This window comes from Serratia montpellierensis (assembly GCF_020858655.1).
GTDB classification, from domain to species: domain Bacteria; phylum Pseudomonadota; class Gammaproteobacteria; order Enterobacterales; family Enterobacteriaceae; genus Serratia; species Serratia montpellierensis.
The window spans coordinates 511,127-533,001 of the sequence record NZ_VOSN01000005.1 but is presented as its reverse complement, the minus strand read 5'-3'; the positions used below and the strand labels follow the sequence as shown (position 1 = coordinate 533,001).

Below are 21,875 nucleotides of genomic sequence, written 5' to 3'. Positions count from 1 at the left end.
CGTAACGATGCTGCAGGTAGAGGAATTGAATCAGTATTACGGCGGCAGCCACATCCTGCGCGGCCTGTCGTTCGAGGCGCGCATCGGCGAGGTGACCTGCCTGCTGGGGCGCAACGGCGTGGGCAAGACCACGTTGCTGAAATGCCTGATGGGGCTGGTCCCGGCGCGCAGCGGCAGCGTCCGTTGGCAGGGCGAAACCATCACCGGTAAAAAGCCGCATCAGCGGGTGCAGGCGGGCATCGCCTATGTACCGCAGGGGCGGGAGATTTTCCCGCGTCTGACGGTGGAGGAAAATCTGCTGATGGGGCTGGCGCGCTTTTCCGGCGCCGACGCGCGCGCGGTGCCGGATCCGATCTATGACTTGTTTCCGGTGCTGCGGCAAATGAAGGATCGGCGCGGCGGCGATCTCTCCGGCGGGCAACAGCAGCAGCTGGCGATCGGCCGGGCGCTGGCCTGCCGGCCGCAGCTGTTGATCCTCGACGAGCCGACGGAAGGGATCCAGCCTTCGGTGATCAAGGAGATCGGCGCGGTGATCAAACAACTGGCGGCGAAGGGCGATATGGCGATCCTGCTGGTGGAACAGTTCTATGACTTTGCCGCCGATCTGGCGGACAGCTATCTGGTGATGTCGCGCGGCAGCATCGTGCAGCGCGGCGCCGGCAGCGCCATGGAACAGGACGGCGTACGCGGGCTGGTGGCGATTTGACGTTGGGTCAGCTTAAAAAGGATTGGCTGAGCGGATCGCGGGAATGATGCAGCACTCTGATGATATTCACCTCCCGCCTCTGCTGTCGAAAATAAATCAGGTGGTTGGCGACGGGCAATACCCATAGGCCGGGGCCGATTGCATCGATGTTTCTGCCGAGTTGGTGGTGGCTAAGGTTATCGAAAGCCTGATGCAGGCGGCGCAGATAATCTTCGGCCACCTGTAAGCCAAAGTGCGCCAACCCGTAAAAATAGATCTCTTCCATATCGTCCAATGCTTTTGGACGAACGGTTACTTTTCTGCGCATCCTTTTGCTTTGCTCCGTATTCTTTCCATGAACACATCACGATCCCATTCAACGGCCTCACCGCTGTTTTCTCCTTCGGCGATCAGGCGCCTAAGCTCTTCCAGCTTTGAGGTGGCGGTACGTTCGCGCAAAGTGCGCACCGATTCGCGGATGACTTCACTGGGCGTGCGGTAATCGCCGCTGGCCACCAGGTCTTCGACGAAGCTACGCAGTTCGTCACCCAGATCTACCGTTAATGTTCTGCCCATTGTTCCTCCTCACTTTCGGCTATGCTGCGTCATTGTAAGATTAGTTCTTACATTGTGCACGTCAAACTATCAGGATCTCAATAGCGGTCCCGTCATGAGGGCGGGAATCACCTAAGGATAACCATGAACGAAATCACTGTGTCACGCCTCGGTTGCATCGTCCTGTCCCTGTTTCCGGCCCTGTGGGGGCTGTTCAGCCTGTTGAACAATACGGCGGATTTCGCCGGTACCGCGCGCAATGCGGTGGGGCCATTGCTTGCCATGCAGGATACCTATCAGACGCCGGGGCTGATGTGGCGCGCGATCAGCGCCGACTGGGCCTGCATGTTGGGGTTGGCGGTCATCACCACGCTGGAAACGCTGGCCGGTCTATTCGCGGCGGCAGGCGTGGTGCTGATGATCGGGCGATTGAAAGGCCCTTACGCCGCCTTCGCCAAGGGCAAAGCCTGGGCGATGCTGGGGGCGCTTTGCGCAATTGCGGTGTGGGGCGTCGGCTTTATGGTGGTCGCCGGCGACTGGTTTATGGCCTGGCAGGCCAAGAAGGATCCGCTGGCGGTGCAGCTGGGGGCGCTGATCTACCTGGCGCCCAATGCGTTTGCCTTGCTGTTCCTGATGCTGCAGAGGGAGCCGCGCTAAACGACGGCGGAGCGGGGCGCGGTTACAGCGCCTTGCTCATATACCAGATGCCTATCGAGCCCTGGGCGCTGGTGTAGCAGGTCTCGCCACAAATGCTCAATCCCTGGCGCTGATAAAAGCGTTGGGCGCCGGTGTTGCGTTGCAGCACCTCCAGCCACAGCGTCTTTTGCCGGCGCTCGATGGCCCGCTGTTGCACCTGTTCGAACAGGCGCTGGCCATAGCCATTGCCGGCATGGCCCGGCAGGAAATAGATTTTCTGCAGCTCTGCGCCACGGGTTTGCGTTGGCGCCAGCAGGCTGTCGACGTTGAGCCGCGCATAGCCGACGAGGGCGTCATTCTCATAGGCCAACAGCCAGCACACGTCGGGATCGCGCAGCGTCTGTTCCAGCGCGGAGACGGAAAAATCCTCGGCCAAAAAGGCCTCCAGCTCGTGCGGGTAGTGCCACAGCTCACCGAAGTGGGCGCGGTAGGTGCGGATGCCGATATCGCGCACCAGGGTTAAATCTTCCAGCAATGCCTGACGAACGGTGAACATCAGTGCCCCTTTGAGTAAGAAAAATTACAGCCGTTGTTCCAGATGCCGGTGAGGCACCATCGCCTGATGCAGAATGGCGAGAACGGTGATGCCGGCAGGGCGGTTGCGGTAGTAGATCCTATGGCTGGCGTAAGGAAAACTGCGTATCTCTTCGCCCAGATCGTGGAAGTGAGCTTTACCCGCTTCCGGCATATCTGCCAAATGATGCATGACCTCTCTCAACTGCTCAAGATAGCGGCGAGATTGCGCTTGGCCCCAGTGCTCGATGGTGAAATGACGAATAGCCAGCAGATCTTGTTGGGCCTGCGGGGTGAGGCGAAACGCGGGCATCTCAGTCTGTTTCATCGGTGAGCAGACGGTTGAAGAAGGCATCGCCGTCTACCGCCTTACCGGCGTCTTCCTCGGCGGTAGCCTGCGCGATTTTTTGCTGCAGTGCGCTTAATTTGAGATCTTCCAGCGCCTGGTAATCTTCTACAGACATGACGACGGCGACCGGTTTGCCGTTGCGATTGATTTGCACCGGTTCACGCTGCGCCTTGAGCAGCAAATCGCCGAATTGGGTTTTGGCCTCGTTCGCGGTGAGTGCGTACATTTAATCGCTCCAGTTAATTAAATCGTTCGATTTAACCATTATACGGCGCGATGAAAAAATCACCAATGTTATTCCGGCGGGCAGGTTTCGTTGGACAGATGCCGCGGCGTTTCACGGCGAAAACCCAGGCCGATGATGCGGCCGAACAGGCGCGGCAGCCAGCGGCTGTTGCCGACGCGGGCGATCAGGCGCGAACCGCCCGCCGCGCGGCGTTCGCCCGGCTTGCGCTGGCTCATTTTTATCTGCAAAAACTGGATGGCCCGGGTGGGGAATTCGCGCCGGCGCTGCACGCTCAGCAGATGCTTCAGCTGCAGCCGATGCTGGCGCAGCGGCGGGATCAGGGCATTGGCGGCGGCCACCGCGTCCTGAATCGCCAGGTTGACGCCCACGCCGCCGATCGGTGACATGGCGTGCGCGGCGTCGCCGATGCATAGCACCCCCGGTTTGGCCCAGCGATCCAGACGATCGATGCGGATGCTCAGCAGCTTCACCTGATCCCACTCGACGATCTCCTGCAGACGATCGTCCTGGAATGGCGCCACCTCGGCGAGGTGCAGCAAAAATTTCTCCAGGCCGATACCGCGGATCGCGTCGAAGCTGCCTTTATCGATCGAGTAGCCGCACTGCCAGTAGTCGCCGCGATCGATCATGATGAAGTTCTGCTTCGGCCCGGTGTGGCCCATCGACCAGGCCGGATCGCCCGGCTGCTTGCTGAGCTTCATCCACACAACGTCGCGCTGCGCGCCGAAGGAACGGCTGCTGAGCGCCGCCTGCTCGCGCACCACCGAGTTGCGGCCGTCGGTGCCGATCACCAGCTGGCTGCGCACGCGGATCGGGCCTTCCGGCGTGTCGGCCAGCACGCCGCATACCTGGCCGCGGTCGTACAGCAGCTCATGAACCTGCGCCGAGGTCAGCAGCCTGAAGTTGGGGAAGGCGGCGGCCTGCTGGGCCAAAAAGTTGAGGAACTCCCACTGCGGCATAAAGGCGATAAATTTGCAGCGCGTCGGCAGGCGGGTGAAATCCGCCAGCTTGATGTCGCGCCCGGCGACTTCGGCGTGCAGGGACTCCGCACGCTGGTGCGGCAACGTCAGCAGTTCGTCGAGCAGGCCCAGTTGGTGCATGACTTCCAGCGTCGACGGGTGAATGGTGTCACCGCGAAAATCGCGCAGGAAGTCGGCGTGCTTCTCCAGCACCGTCACGTCGATCCCCGCCCGCGCCAGCAGATAGCCGAGCATCAGCCCGGCGGGGCCGCCCCCCACGATGCAGCAGGTGGTGGCGTAAGGTGTGATCGGTGATGACGGCATGGCGGTTGACCCCGAAGAGCGGCCGCATCCCGCGAGCCGCAAGTGAATGTTCAATATTGATAATGATTATCAATATCAAGTTTGGCTGTCAACCCGCAGCGCAGTGTGGTCAAAGGGGCGGACAGAGGATCGAAACCGACGGGCAGGGTGAAACGGTATTGCATCGCGAGCATAAGGATTCTCCGTAAAGACATTGACCCGGAGAGCGTGACACGCCATCTTTATCAGTAAAATCGGTATTATTTTTATCGATGGTTCAGAAAATCAGGATGGTCAGCATGGGACGAATAACGTTCGATCTCGAAGATTTGCGCAGCTTTGTCACCGGCGTCGAGCTGGGCAGCTTCGCCAAGGCGGCTGAACGGCTGGGGCGTTCGACGTCGGCGGTCAGCGCCCACCTGAAAAAGCTGGAACAGCAGGTCGGCGCGCCGATCCTGCGCAAGGCCGGGCGCGGCATGGTGATGACCGAGGCGGGGGAAACCCTGCTTGGCTACGCGCGCCGTCTGCTGGAGCTCAATGACGAAGCCGCCGCCGCGGTGCGCGGGTTGGATCTGCAGGGCACGGTGCGGCTGGGGTTGCAGGAGGATTTCGGCGAGACGTTTCTGCCGCAGGTGTTGGGCAGCTTCGCGCGCGCCAATCCGAAGGTGCGCATCGAGGCGCGCATCGCGCGTAATGCCGAGCTGATCGACTGGGTGCTGAAAGGCCAGCTGGATCTGTCGCTGGCGTGGGATGGCGGTTTGAGCACGCCGTTTCATCAGGCGCTGGGGCAGCGGCAGCTGCACTGGATAGCCTCGCCCGGCTTCGCGCTGGCGCCGTGGCGAGAAGGGGATGAGCCCTTGCCGTTGGTGATGTTCGACGCGCCCTGTCTGATGCGCAGCGCGGCGACGCAGGCGCTGGATCGCGCCGGCATTCCCTGGCGCATCGCCTTTACCAGCCGCAGCCTGAATGGCGTGTGGGCGGCGGTGAGCGCCGGGTTGGGCGTCACGGTGCGCACGGCGGCGGGGTTGCCGCCCGGCCTGTCACCGCTGGCCCCCGATCTGCTGCCCGCTCTCGGCCAACTCGGCGTAGTGCTGCACCGCGCCGAGGATCAGCCCTCGGCGGCCGTGCAGCGGCTGGCGCAGATTGTGGTCGAGCGGATCGAAACTTAATCTTGGGCGATCGGCTGCTTGCCGCTCAGCTGGCCCCATTCGCTCCAGGCGCCGTCATACAGTTTGACCTGCGGTGCGCCGAGCGACAGCAGGCCAAACGCCAGCACCGCCGCCGTCACGCCGGAGCCACAGCTGGTGATGATCGGGCCGTTAATGTCCACGCCCTTGTCGCTGAAGGTTTGGCGCAGCGCGTCCAGCGATTTGAAGCGGCCGTTTTCCAGCAGCTCGCCGTACGGAATGTTGATGCTGCCGGGAATATGACCGCGGTGCAGGCCGGGGCGCGGCTCCGGTGCTTCGGCATAAAAGCGCGGTGCGGCGCGCGCGTCGAGAATTTGCACCGGCGTGCCTAATGCTTGCTCCACTTGCCGCATATCCACCACCGCGTCGGCGTTGAACCGGGCGTTGAACGTCTGCGGTTCAGGCTGCGCCGGGCCGGTTGCCAGCGCTTGCCCCAGCGCGGTCCAGCCGTTCAGCCCTTCGTCCAGCACGTAAACGCGCTCGGCGCCGAAATTGCGGAAGGTCCACCAGCCGCGCGGTGCGGAGAACTGGTTGCCCTCATCGTAAATCACCAGGGTATCGCGCTCGCTGATGCCCAGCTTGCCCACCGCCGCGCCAAACTCCGCCGCCGTCGGCAGCATGTGCGGCAGCGCGGTGTTTTTGTCCGCCACCTCGTCGATATCGAAATAGACCGCGCCGGGGATATGGCCGCGTTCGAACTCGGCAAGCATGTCCTTTTTCGGCGTCAGCCCCACCGGCGACATCCGAACGTCGATCACCACCAGATTTTCATCGTTGATATGTTGCGCAAGCCATTGAGGGGTCACCAGAAACGGAGAGTTCATCGTTATTGTTCGCCTGTTGTGAAAACGGATTTTCACTATACACCAGGCCGCGCGGGGATGAAGTATGATGTTCAGTCAAAGGGGACGGGCGGGGAGCGGAGAAAACATGACGGACCAGGCGTTTGGCGGAGCCAAGATAGCGTTGCTGTGCGACGATCGCTTACTGGTTTACCTACGGGACGACAAACCGGGCATTCCGTGGCCCGGCCTGTGGGATCTGCCCGGCGGCGGGCGGGAAAACGGCGAAACGCCGCTGCAGTGCGTGCAGCGGGAAACGCAGGAAGAGTTTGGCGTGACGATCGCCGCACGTCAGGTTGTCTGGCGGCGGCGCTACGACGGCGTTCTGCCCGGCTCCCCGCCGACCTGGTTTATGGCCGGCGAGATAACGCCGGCGCAGATCGCCGCCATCCGCTTTGGCAACGAGGGCCAGCGTTGGCTGATGATGCCGGTAGCGCAGTTCATTGATCATCCGCAGGGCATCGAACATCTGCGCCGCCGGGTGGCGGAGTTTCTGCACCGTTAGGACTAAAGTTCCCGGTGCTTTCAACCCTGGCGATCAGCGCCGGAAGTTGTTGGTCAGAGAAGACTTCGATGCCGTGTTGGCGCAGCAGCTCGGCGGTAACGCCGCGGCCGGGTTTGGTGCGGCCGTTGAAGGCACCGTCGTAAATCCGTTGACTGCCGCAAGAAGGGCTGCCGTCGGTCAGCAAGGCGAAACGGCAGCCGTGGCGGCGAGCGATTTCCAGCGCCAGTTGGGCACCGAGCAAGTATTGTGCGGTGACATCATCGCCGCTGGATTCCATCACCTGCGCCCGCTGCGCGATTACTGCCGCGCCGTCGGCATGCGGCGAGATTTCCGCTGAGGGGCGAGGCGTGGAAAAACCGGCGGCCAGCTCAGGGCAGCAGACGATCAGACGGCCTTCTTGCCGCCAACGTTGCAGCGTGGCGTCAAGCAAAGGTTTGTCGGTACCGTTGTAACGAACTTTGAAACCAGCCAGGCAGGCGCTGATAAGGATATTGGACGACATGTCTTTTTTCTCTGCGGCAGTGGCGAAAGCGCGGATGCCGTTGGCCCGCGCGCGCGGCTATAACATAGCAGGATACTCAGCATGATGGCAGCGCCGATCGAGTGACGCCCCCTGGTTTTTCGATGCGCGGCTGAGCTTGGGCGTTCGCGGCAAAAATTCAGTCCGCTGGCGTGATGACGCCAGCCGGCATCAGCGCCTGGATGGTGGCGCCGACCCGCTGTACCGCCTGTTCTATCTCCGTCGTCAGCGTCGGCGCATAGTTGATGCGCAGGCAGTTACGGTACTTGCCGGCGGCGGAAAAGATGCTGCCGACGGCAATTTGTACGCCTTGCGGTTCGAGATGGCGGTTCAGCCGCAGGGTGTCGAATGCCTCGTCCAGTTCGATCCACAGCATAAAACCGCCGCGCGGCCGGCTGGCGCGGGTGCCGGCCGGGAAGTGTTTCAGGATCAGATCGGTCATGCGATCACGGTTTTGCTGATAGCGGGCGCGCATGCGCCGCAGGTGCTGCAGATAGTGCCCGCCGCGGATGAATTCGGCGATCGCCAGCTGCGGCTGGGTGGCGGTGGCGCCGGAGCCGATGAACTTCATGTGCAGCACCCGCTCCAGATAGCGGCCGGGCGCGATCCAGCCCACCCGCAGGCCCGGCGCCAGCGTTTTGGAAAACGAGCTGCACAGCAGCACGCGACCATCTTCGTCGAACGATTTGATGGTGCGTGGCCGCGGGTAGTGATAGGCGATGTCGCCGTAAACGTCATCCTCGATGATTGCAGCGTCGTGGCGCTGCGCCAGCGTCAGCAACCGCTGTTTATGGGCGTCGGGCATGATGTAGCCCAGCGGGTTGTTGCAGTTGGGCGTCAGCAGAATGGCCTTGATCGGCCACTGTTCCAGCGCCATCTCCAGCGCGGCCAGGCTGACGCCGGTGAGCGGATCGGTGGGGATTTCCAGCGCTTTGATGCCCAGGCCCTTCAGCGTTTGCATGGTGCCGTGGAAGCAGGGCGAATCGACCGCCACGATGTCGCCGGGTTGGCAAACGGCGCGCAGCCCGGCGGAGATCGCTTCCTGGCAGCCGGTGGTGATCAGCAACTGATCGGGGCTGAGTTGGCAGCCGGAATCCAGCAGCAGACGAGCGACCTGTTCGCGCAGCGCGGCCACGCCCTGAATACTGTCGTAATACAGGCTGCGCAGGTCGCCGTGGCGGGCGGCGTTGCGCAGGGCGACGATCAGCGGTTTCATCGTCGGCTCGGCGATGTCCGGCATGCCGCGTCCCAGCTGGATCAGGCCTTCGCGCGGCCGGTTGCGCACCAGCTCCAGCACCTGCTCCCATTGCGAAATGTCCACCGGCCGCTGCACCGGCGCCGTCATGGCGGGCAGCTCGGCCTGCGCGCGCCGCGTATGCACGAAGTAGCCCGACTTCGGCCGCGCTTCCACCAGGCGCTGTTCCTCGAGCAGCCGGTAGGCTTGCTGCACCGTGCTGATGCTGACGCCGTGCTCCTGGCTGAGCGCGCGCACGGAAGGCAGGCGATGGCCGGCCGGATACAGCCCTTGCTGAATGCGTTGGCTGAGAATGGCGGCCAGCGTCGCGTAGCGTGTCATACAGAGGCCTCTCATCGATAGTCAGGGTTAAAAAACCGGTACAGATGCTCTCAAAGTAAACCATTCAGCGGGTTTTTTGGTGCAGCTGTATGAAAAAAATAGCGCCAGCGTGAATCTGTATTGTTTTTCTCCCGGCGAGCATGATGACTGCAACGCGAAAACATCAGGGAGAATAACAAGATGGCTCTGTTTACTGGCGCGCCGCGGCGGCGCTCATCAGGTTGGTCACGCTGGCGTCTGTATCTGCAACGCTACAGGACGCGAAAAGAATTATTATTGCTGGACGATGCACGGCTGACCGATATTGGTTTGTCGCGAGCAGAAGCGCTGCGAGAAGGATGTAAACCTTTCTGGAAAGAATAGATAAGAGGAAAACCGATGCTGAGAGTCTTGGGCAAGGCTTCATCAATCAACGTGCGCAAAGTGTTATGGACCTGTCAGGAGCTGGGGCTGACGCTGGAACGAGAAGACTGGGGCAGCGGCTTTCGCTCCACGCAGGAGCCGGCGTTTCTGGCGCTGAATCCCAACGGCCTGGTGCCGGTGCTGATCGACGGCGAGCGGGTGCTGTGGGAGTCGAACACCATTTGCCGCTATCTGGCGGGGCGGGAGGGGCGCTGCGATCTGCTGCCGCAGGAACCCGGCGCGCGCGCGGCGGTGGAGATGTGGATGGACTGGCAGGCCACCGATCTGAATGGCGCCTGGCGCTATGTGTTCATGTCGCGGGTGCGTGGGCATGCGGATTATCAGGATGCTGCCAGCCTGGCCGTTGCCGAACGCGAGTGGAACCGGCTGATGGGGCTGTTGGATCGGCATTTGGCGCACGGCCCTTATGCCGCCGGCGCCGCTTTCACGCTGGCGGACGTGGTGCTGGGGCTGTCGCTGAACCGCTGGCTGATGACGCCGTTCGAGCGGCCGAATTATGCGGCGCTGGCGGCCTATCAGCAGCGCCTGCTGCAACGCCCTGGCTACGTTCAGCACGGTGCCAACGGTTTACCGTAATATGAAATAAATAGTTCATTTCATCCCGTCTGGATACGACCAGCGTTGTCCCGGCTTTCCTCGTTGCATCATCCCGTCAACGTTTCATGAACGGCATCACGAATATGAACTTTATCTTCCCGTGTGCTTGTTATTGAAATTTATATTCCATATAAACCCGTTATCAACCGGCGCGTTTCATTGAGCGGCGCCTGGTTCTACACAGAATTTCGGTCACGGGAGAAAATGATGAAACAGGTACGCGTTGGGTTAATCGGCACCGGTTATATCGGGCGTTGTCACGCTATCGCCTATGCGCAGGCCGCCACGGTCTTTCCTCTGAAAGGGGAGCTGGTACTGGAGATGCTGGCGGAGGTGACCCCCGAGCTGGCGGCGCAGCGCGCCACCGAATTCGGCTTTGCGCGATCGACCGGCGACTGGCGGCAGCTGGTGGCCGATCCGGCGATCGACGTGGTAGACATCTGCGCCCCTAATTTCTTGCACAAAGAGATGGCGCTGGAGGCGATCCGCCACGGCAAGCACGTGTATTCGGAAAAGCCGCTGGCCCTGGACGCCGCCGATGCGGCGGAGATGGTGCAGGCCGCCCGCACCAAGGGCGTGAAAACGCTGGTCGGTTTCAACTACATGAAGAACCCGACCAGCCAGCTGGCGCGCGAGATCATCGCCAACGGCGAAATCGGTGAGGTGGTGCATTTTTACGGCACCCACAATGAGGATTATCTGGCCGACCCGCGCACGCCGATCGACTGGCACTGCCGCCGCGCCAGCGCCGGGCTGGGCGCGCTGGGGGATCTGGCGGCGCACATCGTCAACATGGCGCACTACCTGGTGGGCGATATCGTGGCGGTCTGTGGCGATATGCAGACCGTGATCAAGCAGCGCCCGGACCCGCAAAATCCGGCGCGCCTGCTGCCGGTGGAAAACGAAGATCAGGCCAGCGCGCTGCTGCGTTTCGCCGGTGGGGCGATGGGCACCCTGGAAACGTCGCGCATCGCCTGCGGGCGCAAGATGGGGCTGACCTATGTGGTCACCGGCACTAAAGGCACGCTGAGCTATACCCAGGAACGGATGGCGGAGCTGAAGCTGTATCGGCACGATGAACCGGTGGAGCGGCAGGGATTCAAGACGCTGCTGGTGGGGCCGACGCACCCGGACTACGCAGCATTCTGCATCAGCGCCGGGCACGGCATCGGTTTTAACGATCAGAAGACGGTGGAGATCCGCGATCTGGTCAACGGCATCGCCGCGGGCGATCGCATGTGGCCGGACTTTGAAGAAGGCTGGAAAGTGTCTTGCGTGCTGGATGCGATAGCCGCCTCTGCCGAGCAGCGGCGCTGGCTGGAGATCAACCGCGATTGGAAATGAAATGGCGCTCTCCCGTGGGTAGCGCCATTAACTTGCTATCTTATTAACTTAATATCTTATTAAGCTAGTTGCGTAATAAGTTGCTGGCCTGGCAACTTAGAACGAGAAGCACGAACAGCCGAACGCGCCCCAGAAGGCATTCTCGTCCGACACCGGGATGCTGGAGCGGCGCGCGATGTCATGCTGGTGCGCGTGTACGCCGCACGGGCCGCAGCATTGGTGCGCCTGGCTCACTACCCCGACGCGAGCTGCCGCCAACGGCGGCGCGGAGCGGTAGTGGCCCGGCACTTGGGTGACCGGCGACCACTCCGGCAGCACCGGCAGCGGCGGTGGCGCCAGCGGCGAGAAGCTGCCGGCGGCGTAGACCACTTTACCGTCCACCACCGTCATTACCGACTCGATGCCTTTGATCTGCTCTTCCGGCACGCTGAAATAGTCCTGCGACAGCACCGCCACATCCGCCAGCTGGCCGACCTTGATCTGGCCTTTCTTGCCCTGTTCGGTGGAGAACCAGGCGCTGCCTTGCGTCCACAGCATCAGCGCCGTTTCGCGATCCAGACGGGCGCTGTCGTCGTACATCGCCATGCCGCCGACGGTGCGGCCGGAGACCAGCCAGTACAGCGCCGTCCACGGGTTGTAGCTGGCGACGCGGGTGGCGTCGGTGCCCAGCCCGACCGGCAGCTCAGCCGCCAGCATTTTCGCTACCGGCGGCGTATGTTTGGTGGCTTCGATGCCGTACCTGTCGGCGAAATATTCGCCCTGGAACGCCATGCGATGCTGCACCGCAATGCCGCCGCCCAGCGCCTTGACCCGTTCGATATTGCGTTCGGTAATGGTTTCGGCGTGGTCGAACAGCCAGTGCAGCCCGTTGAACGGAATGTCGCGGTTCACCTTCTCGAACACGTCCAGCATGCGGCTGATGGATTCGTCATAGGTGGCGTGCAGGCGGAACGGCCAGCGGTGCTCGACCAAATGGCGCACCACCCGCTCCAGCTCGTCTTCGGTGCCCGGCGGCAGATCCGGGCGCGGCTGCAGGAAGTCTTCGAAGTCGGCGGCGGAAAACACCAGCATCTCGCCGGCGCCGTTGTGGCGATAGAAGTCGGTGCCCTGGCCCGGCTTGAGCATATCGGTCCACAGCTCGAAGTCTTCCAGCTCCTGCTTCGGCCGCTGGGTGAACAGGTTATAGGCGATGCGGAGGGTCAGCTGCTTTTTCTCGTGCAGCTCGGCGATCACCTGATAATCCTCTGGGTAGTTCTGGAAGCCGCCGCCGGCGTCGATGGCGCTGGTGAGGCCCAGACGGTTCAGCTCGCGCATAAATTGGCGGGTGGAGTTGACCTGCTGTTCCAACGGCAGTTTCGGCCCTTTCGCCAATGTGGCGTACAGGATCATGGCGTTGGGCTTGGCGATCAGCATGCCGGTCGGGTTGCCGTTGGCGTCGCGCTGGATCTCGCCGCCCGGCGGATTCGGCGTGTCTTTGGTGTAGCCGACCACCTTCAGCGCCGCGCGGTTGAGCAGCGCGCGATCGTAGAGGTGCAGAATAAACACCGGCGTGTCCGGCGCTGCCTGGTTGATCTCGTCCAGCGTTGGCATGCGGCGCTCGGCGAACTGGAATTCGGTCCAACCGCCGACCACCCGCACCCACTGCGGGTTCGGCGTACGCAGCGCCTGCTCTTTCAACATGCGCAGCGCGTCGGCCAGCGAGGGCACGCCTTCCCAGCGCAGCTCCAGGTTATAGTTCAGGCCGCCGCGGATCAGGTGCAGGTGCGAGTCATTCAGGCCCGGAATAGCGGTGTGGCCGTGCAGGTCGATCACCTGGGTTTCCGGCCCGGCGTGCTGCATGACTTCGCCTTCGCTGCCGACCGCCAGAAACTTGCCGTCGCGGATGGCCACCGCCTGTGCGGTAGGATTTTGGCGATCGACGGTGTGAAACTTGCCGTTGGTGATGATCAATGAAGCGTGGTGGTTCATAACATTCTCCCGGCGAACCGCCTAGCGGCGGGTCAGCCATTGATGAAAAACGCGAGTCACGATAGGCATCCACAGGTACACCACCAGGGCGACTACGGTGGCGTCATTGAGAAAATGGCCGAGCAGCGTGCCGTCCAGCTGCGGCAGCACCCGCCCCCAAAACCAGGGCACCAGATTGGTGGAAGGGAAGATCACCAGCAGGGTGATGATGAACTGCTTCCACTGGGGCGGCTGCCGCACGCTCGGGTTGGGCGGGGTAAACCAGAACTCCGCGCCGGGGCGGATCTCGATATGGTCGTTCTCCAGCAGCAGCGGGGTGACCTCTTCGATGTATTGCTTGCGCAGCGGCGAGTTGAGCCAGCGGTAGAGATTGTCGAGATTGTCGAAGCGGACCAGCACCGTATAGGCCTGTTCGCTGCCGGAAGGGCGAATCACGTTGACACCCAGATGGCCGGTGAAGCCTGCGGCGTCGGGCATGATGCGGTTCAGCCAGGCCTCATAGGCCTGCTCGTTCCCCGGCGCCAAACGGTGGGTGATCACCAGCGTGACATGCTGCGGATGGGCCATAAAACCGACTCCTGAAAATACCCCGGCGCAGGGCCGGGGCAAGGGGGATTATTTCACCGTGCGTGCCGGTGCGTGGTGCACCATGGTGTAAGCGTAGTCGACGCCCATGCCGTAAGCGCCGCTGTGTTCGCGCACCAGCGCCATCACCGCGTCATAGGTGTCTTTGCGCGCCCAGTCGCGCTGGTACTCCAGCAGCACCTGCTGCCAGGTCACCGGCACGGCGCCAGCCTGCACCATGCGATCGATCGAACGCTCGTGCGCATCGACGGAGGTGCCGCCGGAGGTGTCGGTCACCACATACACTTCATAGCCGGCTTCCAGCGCCATCAGCGCAGGGAAGGTCAGGCACACTTCGGTCCACAGCGCGGAGATCACCAGCTTTTTGCGGCCGGTGGCTTCCACGGCTTTAACGAAGGCCGCGTCTTCCCAGGAGTTCATCGAGGTGCGTTCAATCGGGGTGATTTCAGGGTGTACCGCCAGCAGTTCCGGCCAGATATAGCCGCTGAAGCTTTCGGTTTCGACCGAGGTGAAAAGGGTGGGGACGTTGAAAATCTTGCCTGCCTTCGCCAAACCAACAACGTTGTTTTTCAGTTGCTGACGATCAATATTAGCCACGCCGAAGGCCATTTGTGGTTGATGATCGATAAAAATCAGTGCGGAATTGTCTTTATCAAGCAGTTGAAACTTGGACATAATTTACCTTCCCAGTGATATTTCGGTTGAACATCTGATGAGTGTAACGCCGATAAAACGCATGGTAGGCAGAGGGCGATTTCAAAGATACCGCAGAATTTTTGCCGACTTGTTGAGTTTTTTTATACACGGGAGAAAGCATGAGATTAAACCTGGAAGCGCTGCTGATTTTGGACGCGCTGGACCAGCACGGATCTTTCGCCGCCGCGGCCGCCGCACTGTTTAAAACCCCTTCGGCACTCAGCTATATGGTGCAAAAGCTGGAGAACGATCTCGACATCACCCTGCTGGACCGCTCCGGCCACCGGGCGAAGTTCACCGATACCGGCAAGCTGATGCTGGAAAAAGGCCGGGTGCTGCTGCGGGCGGCGCAGGATCTGGAGCAGCAGGCGCGCTATGTCGAAAACGGCTGGGAAAGCGAGATCACGCTCGGGATCGACGCCTCCTTCCCCTTTGCCCGCCTGTTGCCGCTGATCGACGAATTCTATCGGCAGCATCACCATACCCGGCTGCGTTTCAGCCACGAGGTGCTGGCCGGTTCCTGGGAATCGCTGGTTTACGGCTGCGCTGACATTATCATCGGCGCCATCTGCGAGCCGCCGTCGCGAGTGGGTTATGCGTTCAGCCGCCTGGGGCAGCTGGATTACGTGTTCGCCGTCGCGCCGCAGCACCCGCTGGCGGCGTTGCCGGAACCGTTGCCGAAGGATGAGATCCGTCAGCACCGGGCGGTGGTGGTGCGCGATACCTCGCGCGTCAACGCGCCGCAGAGCCTGAACCTGCTGGAAGAGCAGGATACGTTGACGGTCTTCGGCTTCGACGCCAAACTGCAGGCGCAGTTGGCCGGGCTGGGGTGTGGCTATCTGCCGCGTTCTCTGGCAGAACCTTATCTGAACAGCGGCGAACTGGTGGCGAAACGCGTTGAATCTGAGCGCTGCAGCGACGTTGCCTATTTCGGCTGGCGGGAAAGCGCCAGCGGCCTGGCGGCCAAGTGGTGGCGCGAGCGGTTGCAGCGTTACGCGGACGACGGCGAGGCTTACCCGGCGGCGTAGTGAGGGCCGCGCGATAAGGATAAATCCCCCCAATAAGGACATCGGGAATGAAAAAGACATTAGGCCTGTTGGCGCTGTTGTTGTTGAGCGGCTGTGGCGCGGGGGCCGGCCGTCAGACCGGCTCCCCGTTGCCGGGTCCGCAGGCCGAGGCGCAGGCAACGGCACCGCTCAGTTATCCGGTGCGGGTGCATAACGCGGTGAGCCGCGAGCTGCGTTTGCCGGAACACGCGCGCGGCCAACGTTGCACCATCAGCATACGGCTGCGGCCGGACGGCAAGCTGGCGAGCAGCAAGATCGTGAGGGGCGATGCGCCCCTGTGCGCAGCGGCCAGCGCGGCGGTGCAGCACGCGCAGTTTCCGCCGATGGCCAGCGCCACCGAGTACGCGCTGTTCAACGCCGTGGTGCTCGATTTCGTTCCCTGAAGGGATGTGACCGACGGGCCGCCTGCGCGGCCCGTTTTTTCGCTTTTACGCGTGCGCAACCCGCTGAATTTTCACTTAGCTTTGCCATTTTCGTTATTTTGAACGCCGCCACGGCTCACGGATACTGGGAGAAAATTCCCAACCGCGAGCCGCAGCATGTCCCACGCCCACTATTTGCACCCCGAACAGCGCGAACGAATCAGGCAGCTTTATCGGCGCCGGCATTGGCGGCTGGAGTTGCCCACCTGGGGGATCATGGCGGCGGTGTACGGCGGCTGGTTCGGCGTGGCGCTGGGGTGGCAAACGCTGGGCCCGTGGCTTGGCGCGCCGCTGTTGCTCCTCCTGACCACCTGGTACCTGTCGTTGCAACACGAGCTGATTCACGGCCACCCGACGCGCTGGCCGCGCGTCAATCAGCTGTTCGGCCTGTTGCCGCTGGCGGTGTGGTATCCCTACGGGCTGTATCGCGATTCGCATCTGCGTCACCACCGCAACGACCACCTGACCGATCCGCACGAAGATCCTGAAAGCTATTACTTCAGCGCCGCGCAGTGGCGGCGCTATCCCCGCCTGTTGCCGCTGCTGGCCGCCGTGCGCAATACGCTGATCGGCCGGGTGATCCTCGGCCCGGCGCTGGATATCGCCGCGACCCTGGCCGGGGCGGTGAAGGCGCTTGCCGCCGGGGAGTGGCGCGCCTGGGGCATGTGGGGAGTGCACCTGTCGCTGTTGGCGATGTTGCTGCACTGGCTGCAGGCGCAGGGTATCGGCGCGGCGTTTTACCTGCTGGCCATCAGCTACCCGGCGCTGGCGCTGACCAAGGTAAGATCGTTTTTTGAGCATCGCGCCGTGGACGCACCGCAGGCACGTTCTATTATTAATGAGGCGGGCTAGCCGTGGCGGCTGCTGTTTCTCAATCTGAACTACCATTTAGTGCATCACGATCTGCCCGGTCTGCCCTGGTATGGTTTGCGCGAAGTGTATCTGGCGGAGCGTGAGGCGTATCAGCGGCGCAGTCAGGGATTTGTCGCGCAAGGCTATGGCGAGTGGCTGCGCGATTACGCCCTGACGCCGATCGACGTTGGCGTACATCCGTTGCACGCCGATGAACCGCAGGGGGAAGGCGATGCCCCGCCGACGGAAAAATTTATTGCGCGCTGGAAGCGCGTTTCTCAGGATTTTCCAACCTAACCGGCCCATGAGCCGGAAAACATATAACCAGAGGAAAAGTATGGCAATCACCTTATCACGCGGACGTTCCTTTGCCGTCGCGCTGGCCCTGCTGGCCACCGGCGGCCTGGCGCAGGCGGCCGACTCGGTGCGCGTTGGCTCCAAGATCGATACCGAAGGTTCGCTGCTCGGCAACCTCATCGTGCAAGTGCTGGAAGCCAACGGCATCAAGACCACCAACAAGCTGCAGCTCGGCACCACCAAGGTGCTGCGCGGCGCCATCACGTCCGGCGAGATCGACATCTACCCGGAATACACCGGCAACGGCGCGTTTTTCTTCGCCGATGAGAAAGATCCGGCGTGGAAGAACGCCCAGGCCGGCTTCGAAAAGGTGAAGCAGCTCGACTACGACAAAAACAAAATCGTCTGGCTGGACGCGGCGCCGGCCAACAACACCTGGACCATCGCCATTCGCCAGGACGTGGCGGAGGCCAACCATCTGAAGACGCTGTCGGATCTCGGCAAGTGGATCAACGGCGGCGGCAAGTTCAAGCTGGCGGCCTCGGCGGAATTTATCGAGCGGCCGGATGCGCTGCCGGCGTTCCAGAGCGCCTACGGTTTCAAACTGAATCAGGATCAGCTGCTGTCCTTGGCCGGCGGTGACACGGCGGTGACCATCAAGGCGGCGGCGGAGCAAACCTCCGGCGTCAACGCGGCGATGGCCTACGGCACCGATGGCCCGGTAGCGGCGCTGGGGTTGCAGACCTTGGCGGACCCGAAAGGCGTACAGCCGATCTACGCGCCGGCGCCGATCGTGCGCGAAGCGGCGCTGAAGGCGCACGCCAATCTGCCTGAGCTGCTCAAGCCGGTGTTCGCCTCGCTGGACGGGCCGACGCTGCAAAAACTCAACGCGCAGATCGCCGTGGAAGGGCAGGACGCCAAACAGGTGGCGGCCGCTTACCTGAAAGAGAAAGGGTTTGTTAAGGGATAATACCGAGGTGCCCCCTCTGCCGTCGGGAGAGGGGGTAAACCGAGGGAGCTGGAGCGTTTCTTTGACTATCGCCGTAAAACATCGCGTCTTGTTGACGCTGTTCATGCTGTTGCTGCTGGCCGCGTTCGGCCTGCCGTTCCTCAGTTATGCCCCCAATCGCCTGTTGTCGGGCAAAAGCCTCTCCTTGTTCTCCCTGCTGCACGGCCCGGCGCTGTGGCTGCTGTTGCCGCTGGCGGCATTGGCGATCCTCAGCCTGTTGCCGCCGACGCGGGGGCGGGCGCTGCTGGCGGCGCTGGCCGCCTGCGGGGTGCTGACGCTGGCCTTCTGGATCAGCGGGCAGGCTGCTGAACGTTTGGCGCAAGAGGGATCGCGCCTGGCGCGCACCTCCTGGGGCAGCGGGTGCTGGCTGACGATGGCGCTGAGCCTGCTGATCGCGGCCGACGCCATGGCGCGCCTCACCGCGTCGCACCTGTGGCGCATGCTGGGCAACGCACTGGTGCTGGTGCCGCCGGCGCTGCTGCTGTTCGGGCATCAGCTCGATCAGCTGTCGCTGCTGAAGGAGTACCACAATCGCCAGGAGGTGTTTGACGCCGCGCTGCTGCAGCACCTGACCATTCTGCTGGCAACGATGATCCCGGCGCTGGCGATCGGCGTGCCGCTCGGGGTGCTGTGTTTTCGCTCCGAACGCTGGCAGCGGCCGATTTTCTCCGCGCTGAACATTATCCAGACCGTGCCGTCCATCGCGCTGTTCGGCCTGCTGATCGCGCCATTGGCGGGGCTGGCGACGGCGGTGCCTTGGCTGGCGGAGCACGGCGTCAGCGGCATCGGCATGGCGCCGGCGATCGTGGCGCTGGTGCTGTACGCGCTGTTGCCGCTGGTGCGCAGCGTGGTGGCGGGGTTGCAAAGCGTGCCGGCCGGGGTGATCGAATCTGCCACCGGCATGGGGCTGACGCGCGGGCAGATCTTCCTGCGCGTGCAGCTGCCGCTGGCGCTGCCGCTGTTCCTGACCGGCGTGCGCATCCTGGCGGTGCAAACCGTCGGCATGGCGGTGGTGGCGGCGCTGATCGGCGCCGGCGGCTTTGGCGCCATCGTGTTCCAGGGGCTGCTCAGCAGCGCGCTGGATCTGGTTTTGCTGGGGGTGATCCCGGTGGTCATGATGGCGGTCATCGTCGATTCGCTGTTTAAATTTTGGGTTTCAATCCTGGACGTATCGCGCCGATGATTCACTTTGAGCAAGTCAGCAAAATTTTTCAGGGCAAGCCGGCGGTTGACGATCTCACGCTGCACATCGCCGAGGGCGAATTCACCGTGTTGATCGGCACCTCGGGTTCCGGCAAGTCCACGACGTTAAAAATGATCAATCGTCTGATCGAACACGATCGGGGCAAGATTCTCTTTGCCGGCGCAGAGATCCAGTCGTTCAAACCGCAGGATCTGCGGCGGCGCATGGGCTATGCGATCCAGTCGATCGGCCTGTTTCCGCACTGGACGGTGGAGGAGAACATCGCCACCGTGCCGCAGCTGCTGAAATGGCCGCGCGCGCGCATTCGCGATCGGGTGACCGAACTGCTGGAGCTGTTGCATCTGGAGCCGGATCTGTTTCGCCGTCGCTACCCGCATCAGCTGTCCGGCGGGCAGCAGCAGCGGGTGGGGGTGGCGCGCGCGCTGGCCGCCGATCCCGAGGTGTTGCTGATGGACGAACCGTTCGGCGCGCTGGATCCGGTCACCCGCGCGGCGCTGCAGGCGGAGATCGCGCGCATCCATCAGCTCTCCGGCCGCACCATCGTGTTGGTGACGCACGACATCGACGAAGCGCTGGGTTTGGCGGACCGCCTGGTGCTGCTCGATCAGGGGCGGGTGGTGCAACAGGGCACGCCGCTGGCGCTGCTGACCGCGCCGGCCAACGATTTCGTGCGCGATTTCTTCGGGCGCAGCGATCGCGGCATCAAGCTGCTGTCGCTGGGAACGGTGGCGGAGCGGGTGCGGCCCGGCATCGCCGAGGGCGAGCCGATCGCCGCCGCCATGAGCCTGCGCGAGGCGCTGTCGGTGTTTGTGGCGCGCGGCAGCGACTGCCTGCCGGTGGTGAATGAACGGGGCGAAGCGTTGGGGGTGTTGCACTTCAACGATCTGATCGCCGGGCAGGCGCTGTCATGAGCGGGCGCATCTGGCGCCTGCTGCGCGATCCGCTGCCTTGGACGCTGGCGCTGCTGTTGGCGCTGGTGTTCGGCATGGATCGTCTGCGCGGTCTGTTCGCCGCCTGGTTTCCCGATCTGGAGCGGCCCATTTATCAGCAGGACAGTTTTATCGCGCTGGTGGGGGCGCACCTGTCGTTGGTGGCGATCTCCAGCCTGATCGCGGTGGCTCTTGGCGTGGCGGCGGGCGTGGCCGTGACCCGGCGCAGCGGCCGGGAGTTTCGTTCGCTGGTGGAAACGGTCGTGGCGGTGGGGCAGACCTTCCCGCCGGTGGCGGTGCTGGCGGTAGCGGTGCCGGTGATGGGCTTCAGCGAACAGCCGGCGATCATTGCGCTGGTGCTGTATGGCCTGCTGCCGATCCTGCAGGGCACGCTGGCGGGCATTGAATCGGTGCCGCCCGCCACGCGCGAGATCGCCCGCGGCGTAGGGATGAGCGCCTGGCAAATTCTATGGCGTGTTGAACTGCCGCTGGCGGCGCCGGTGATCGTTGCCGGGATCCGCACATCGGTGATCATCAACATCGGCACGGCGGCCATCGCTTCCACCGTGGGCACCAAGACCCTCGGCTCGCCGATCATCATCGGCCTGAGCGGGTTTAACACCGCCTATGTGATCCAGGGCGCGGCGGTGGTGGCGTTGTTGGCTATTATCACCGATATGCTGTTCGAACGATGGGTGCGTTATCTCACCGCCTGGCGCCAGCAGACGCTGGCGACCACTCCGGCGGGGTAAGGAGGAAATGATGCAGGTGTCTCTACCGATGTACGGCGTTGGCCGGGAGCAGGCCGAATCTTTCTGGCAGGTTTTGCGCGACAAGCTGCTGCGGTTGGGGCTGCCGGCGGCGCCGGAACGGCTCAGCTGGCCGGACGATCTGGCGCAGCACTGGCGGCGCGACGATCTGCTGCTCAGCCAAACCTGCGGTTACCCGTTGGTCAGCACCTTGCCGCAGGTGCAGCTGATCGGCACCTACCACTACCGGGTTGAAGGGTGCGACGGGCCGAATTACCGCAGCTGGCTGGTGGTGCGCGCAGGCGACCCCGGCGAACGGCTGGCGGATTTTCGCGGCCGGACGGCGGCGTATAACAGCACCGATTCCCAGTCCGGCTACAACGGCCTGCGCGCGCTGATCGCGCCGCTGGCTCGGGACGGGAAATTCTTCGGTGCGGCCATCGCCTCCGGTGCGCATTATCAGTCGCTGAAGCTGATCCGCAGCGGGCAGGCGGATATCGCCGCCATCGATTCGATCAGCATGGAACTGCTGCGCCGCGCGCAGCCGCAGGCGCTGGAGGGGCTGAAAATCATCGGACGCACGGCGGCGGTGCCCGGCCTGCCGCTGATCACCGCGGCGGGTACGCCGCCGGAACAGGTGGATATCCTGCGCGCCGGCGCCCGAGCGATGCTGGATGAGGCGGTCAGCGCCCGTCTGCTGATCGGCGATTTCAGCCTGGTGCCGCGTTCGGCCTATCAGATTATCACCGTGCTGGAACAGCAGGCCGCCGCGCAGGGCGTGACGGCGCTCTAGCCG

The 21,875-nt window shown here is 62.9% G+C and carries 27 protein-coding genes and 1 pseudogene; 15 read left to right on the top strand and 13 right to left on the bottom strand.

The genetic code is table 11. The features are described 5' to 3' along the window. The first annotated feature begins 7 nt into the window (after positions 1-7). Positions 8-706, top strand: coding sequence for an urea ABC transporter ATP-binding subunit UrtE (gene urtE / locus FUU19_RS07925; RefSeq protein WP_230490189.1), 699 nt, complete (start codon positions 8-10; stop codon positions 704-706). 7 nt (positions 707-713) lie between these two features. Here urtE and FUU19_RS07920 read toward each other — a convergent pair whose 3' ends face one another. Next, positions 714-1,013, bottom strand: coding sequence for a type II toxin-antitoxin system RelE/ParE family toxin (locus tag FUU19_RS07920; RefSeq protein WP_230490190.1), 300 nt, complete (start codon positions 1,011-1,013; stop codon positions 714-716). Continuing rightward, the gene (locus FUU19_RS07915) at positions 998-1,261 is read right to left on the bottom strand and encodes a type II toxin-antitoxin system ParD family antitoxin (RefSeq protein WP_123894195.1); all 264 of its coding nucleotides are present in this window, start codon (positions 1,259-1,261) and stop codon (positions 998-1,000) included. Before FUU19_RS07915 ends, FUU19_RS07920 begins: the two co-directional genes overlap by 16 nt. Before the next feature lie 123 nt (positions 1,262-1,384). On the opposite strand from FUU19_RS07915, the gene FUU19_RS07910 reads away from it, so the two are divergent. Beyond that, on the top strand, positions 1,385-1,897 hold the full coding sequence (locus FUU19_RS07910; RefSeq protein ID WP_043136947.1) for a DUF2165 family protein: 513 nt from the start codon (positions 1,385-1,387) through the stop codon (positions 1,895-1,897). 22 nt (positions 1,898-1,919) lie between these two features. Here the strand turns inward: FUU19_RS07910 and FUU19_RS07905 are convergent, their stop codons facing one another. The 5 genes from FUU19_RS07905 to FUU19_RS07885 form a co-directional block, all read right to left on the bottom strand. After that, positions 1,920-2,432, bottom strand: coding sequence for a GNAT family N-acetyltransferase (locus FUU19_RS07905; protein ID WP_060447575.1), 513 nt, complete (start codon positions 2,430-2,432; stop codon positions 1,920-1,922). A 24-nt stretch (positions 2,433-2,456) separates the two neighbouring features. Next, positions 2,457-2,762, bottom strand: coding sequence for a type II toxin-antitoxin system RelE/ParE family toxin (locus tag FUU19_RS07900; RefSeq protein WP_028127915.1), 306 nt, complete (start codon positions 2,760-2,762; stop codon positions 2,457-2,459). Position 2,763: 1 nt separating this feature from the next. Next, positions 2,764-3,024, bottom strand: coding sequence for a type II toxin-antitoxin system Phd/YefM family antitoxin (locus tag FUU19_RS07895; protein WP_016928576.1), 261 nt, complete (start codon positions 3,022-3,024; stop codon positions 2,764-2,766). A 68-nt stretch (positions 3,025-3,092) separates the two neighbouring features. Then, positions 3,093-4,328: an FAD-dependent oxidoreductase gene (locus FUU19_RS07890; RefSeq protein ID WP_230507106.1), complete on the bottom strand. Its 1,236-nt coding sequence runs from the start codon at positions 4,326-4,328 to the stop codon at positions 3,093-3,095. 50 nt (positions 4,329-4,378) lie between these two features. After that, a complete protein-coding gene (locus FUU19_RS07885; protein ID WP_221627851.1) occupies positions 4,379-4,501 on the bottom strand; it encodes a DUF4865 family protein in 123 nt (40 codons plus the stop codon). Positions 4,502-4,606: 105 nt separating this feature from the next. On the opposite strand from FUU19_RS07885, the gene FUU19_RS07880 reads away from it, so the two are divergent. Continuing rightward, positions 4,607-5,476: a LysR substrate-binding domain-containing protein gene (locus FUU19_RS07880; protein ID WP_025302028.1), complete on the top strand. Its 870-nt coding sequence runs from the start codon at positions 4,607-4,609 to the stop codon at positions 5,474-5,476. On the opposite strand, the gene sseA is transcribed toward FUU19_RS07880, so the two are convergent. Beyond that, positions 5,473-6,318: a 3-mercaptopyruvate sulfurtransferase gene (gene sseA, locus FUU19_RS07875; RefSeq protein ID WP_096242052.1), complete on the bottom strand. Its 846-nt coding sequence runs from the start codon at positions 6,316-6,318 to the stop codon at positions 5,473-5,475. The two genes, FUU19_RS07880 and sseA, sit on opposite strands and share 4 nt — an antisense overlap. Positions 6,319-6,424: 106 nt before the next feature. Here sseA and FUU19_RS07870 point away from each other — a divergent pair, with 106 nt between their 5' ends. Then, positions 6,425-6,841: an NUDIX hydrolase gene (locus FUU19_RS07870; RefSeq protein ID WP_141970129.1), complete on the top strand. Its 417-nt coding sequence runs from the start codon at positions 6,425-6,427 to the stop codon at positions 6,839-6,841. Here the strand turns inward: FUU19_RS07870 and FUU19_RS07865 are convergent. Both FUU19_RS07865 and FUU19_RS07860 read right to left on the bottom strand, forming a co-directional pair. After that, the gene (locus FUU19_RS07865; protein ID WP_141970127.1) at positions 6,777-7,343 is read right to left on the bottom strand and encodes a 2-thiouracil desulfurase family protein; all 567 of its coding nucleotides are present in this window, start codon (positions 7,341-7,343) and stop codon (positions 6,777-6,779) included. The genes FUU19_RS07870 and FUU19_RS07865 overlap by 65 nt on opposite strands. Before the next feature lie 157 nt (positions 7,344-7,500). Then, a complete protein-coding gene (locus FUU19_RS07860) occupies positions 7,501-8,937 on the bottom strand; it encodes an aminotransferase-like domain-containing protein (protein ID WP_197832930.1) in 1,437 nt (478 codons plus the stop codon). Between the two features lie 180 nt (positions 8,938-9,117). Here FUU19_RS07860 and FUU19_RS07855 point away from each other — a divergent pair, with 180 nt between their 5' ends. From FUU19_RS07855 to FUU19_RS07845, 3 genes are all read left to right on the top strand, one after another. Next, entirely contained in the window at positions 9,118-9,300 is a 183-nt protein-coding gene (locus FUU19_RS07855; RefSeq protein WP_230490192.1) for a DUF1127 domain-containing protein, read from the top strand. A 15-nt stretch (positions 9,301-9,315) separates the two neighbouring features. Further along, positions 9,316-9,936, top strand: coding sequence for a glutathione S-transferase family protein (locus FUU19_RS07850; protein ID WP_230490193.1), 621 nt, complete (start codon positions 9,316-9,318; stop codon positions 9,934-9,936). A 228-nt stretch (positions 9,937-10,164) separates the two neighbouring features. Then, complete coding sequence (locus FUU19_RS07845; protein WP_230490194.1) at positions 10,165-11,301, top strand: Gfo/Idh/MocA family protein; 1,137 nt, start codon at positions 10,165-10,167, stop codon at positions 11,299-11,301. A 96-nt stretch (positions 11,302-11,397) separates the two neighbouring features. On the opposite strand, the gene FUU19_RS07840 is transcribed toward FUU19_RS07845, so the two are convergent. From FUU19_RS07840 to FUU19_RS07830, 3 genes are read right to left on the bottom strand one after another with little or no spacing between them, the layout of a single operon-like run. After that, positions 11,398-13,269 carry an amidohydrolase gene (locus tag FUU19_RS07840; protein ID WP_230490195.1) on the bottom strand — a complete coding sequence of 624 codons (1,872 nt, stop codon included), beginning with the start codon at positions 13,267-13,269 and terminating at the stop codon, positions 11,398-11,400. Positions 13,270-13,290: 21 nt separating this feature from the next. Then, positions 13,291-13,836 carry an antibiotic biosynthesis monooxygenase gene (locus tag FUU19_RS07835; protein WP_230490196.1) on the bottom strand — a complete coding sequence of 182 codons (546 nt, stop codon included), beginning with the start codon at positions 13,834-13,836 and terminating at the stop codon, positions 13,291-13,293. A gap of 48 nt (positions 13,837-13,884) precedes the next feature. After that, on the bottom strand, positions 13,885-14,529 hold the full coding sequence (locus tag FUU19_RS07830; protein WP_004939390.1) for a hydrolase: 645 nt from the start codon (positions 14,527-14,529) through the stop codon (positions 13,885-13,887). A 140-nt stretch (positions 14,530-14,669) separates the two neighbouring features. Between FUU19_RS07830 and FUU19_RS07825 the strand changes: the two genes are divergently transcribed. The 8 genes and pseudogenes from FUU19_RS07825 to FUU19_RS07790 all read left to right on the top strand — a co-directional run bounded on the left by FUU19_RS07825 (position 14,670) and on the right by FUU19_RS07790 (position 21,872). Further along, positions 14,670-15,578 carry a LysR substrate-binding domain-containing protein gene (locus FUU19_RS07825; RefSeq protein WP_230490197.1) on the top strand — a complete coding sequence of 303 codons (909 nt, stop codon included), beginning with the start codon at positions 14,670-14,672 and terminating at the stop codon, positions 15,576-15,578. Positions 15,579-15,625: 47 nt separating this feature from the next. After that, positions 15,626-16,000 (top strand): cell envelope integrity TolA C-terminal domain-containing protein, encoded by a 375-nt coding sequence (locus FUU19_RS07820; protein WP_141970113.1) that lies wholly within the window; start codon positions 15,626-15,628, stop codon positions 15,998-16,000. Between the two features lie 156 nt (positions 16,001-16,156). Next, positions 16,157-17,188: pseudogene (locus tag FUU19_RS07815) on the top strand (fatty acid desaturase). 40 nt (positions 17,189-17,228) lie between these two features. Further along, positions 17,229-18,158, top strand: coding sequence for a glycine betaine ABC transporter substrate-binding protein OsmF (gene osmF, locus FUU19_RS07810; RefSeq protein ID WP_197832923.1), 930 nt, complete (start codon positions 17,229-17,231; stop codon positions 18,156-18,158). Positions 18,159-18,219: 61 nt separating this feature from the next. Further along, entirely contained in the window at positions 18,220-19,380 is a 1,161-nt protein-coding gene (locus tag FUU19_RS07805) for an ABC transporter permease (RefSeq protein ID WP_230490198.1), read from the top strand. Beyond that, positions 19,377-20,312: an ABC transporter ATP-binding protein gene (locus FUU19_RS07800; protein WP_197832921.1), complete on the top strand. Its 936-nt coding sequence runs from the start codon at positions 19,377-19,379 to the stop codon at positions 20,310-20,312. Before FUU19_RS07805 ends, FUU19_RS07800 begins: the two co-directional genes overlap by 4 nt. Beyond that, the gene (locus FUU19_RS07795) at positions 20,309-21,082 is read left to right on the top strand and encodes an ABC transporter permease (RefSeq protein ID WP_197832920.1); all 774 of its coding nucleotides are present in this window, start codon (positions 20,309-20,311) and stop codon (positions 21,080-21,082) included. The genes FUU19_RS07800 and FUU19_RS07795 overlap by 4 nt, the downstream gene beginning before the upstream one ends. 28 nt (positions 21,083-21,110) lie before the next feature. Next, complete coding sequence (locus FUU19_RS07790) at positions 21,111-21,872, top strand: phosphate/phosphite/phosphonate ABC transporter substrate-binding protein (RefSeq protein ID WP_230490351.1); 762 nt, start codon at positions 21,111-21,113, stop codon at positions 21,870-21,872. Positions 21,873-21,875: the final 3 nt, after the last annotated feature.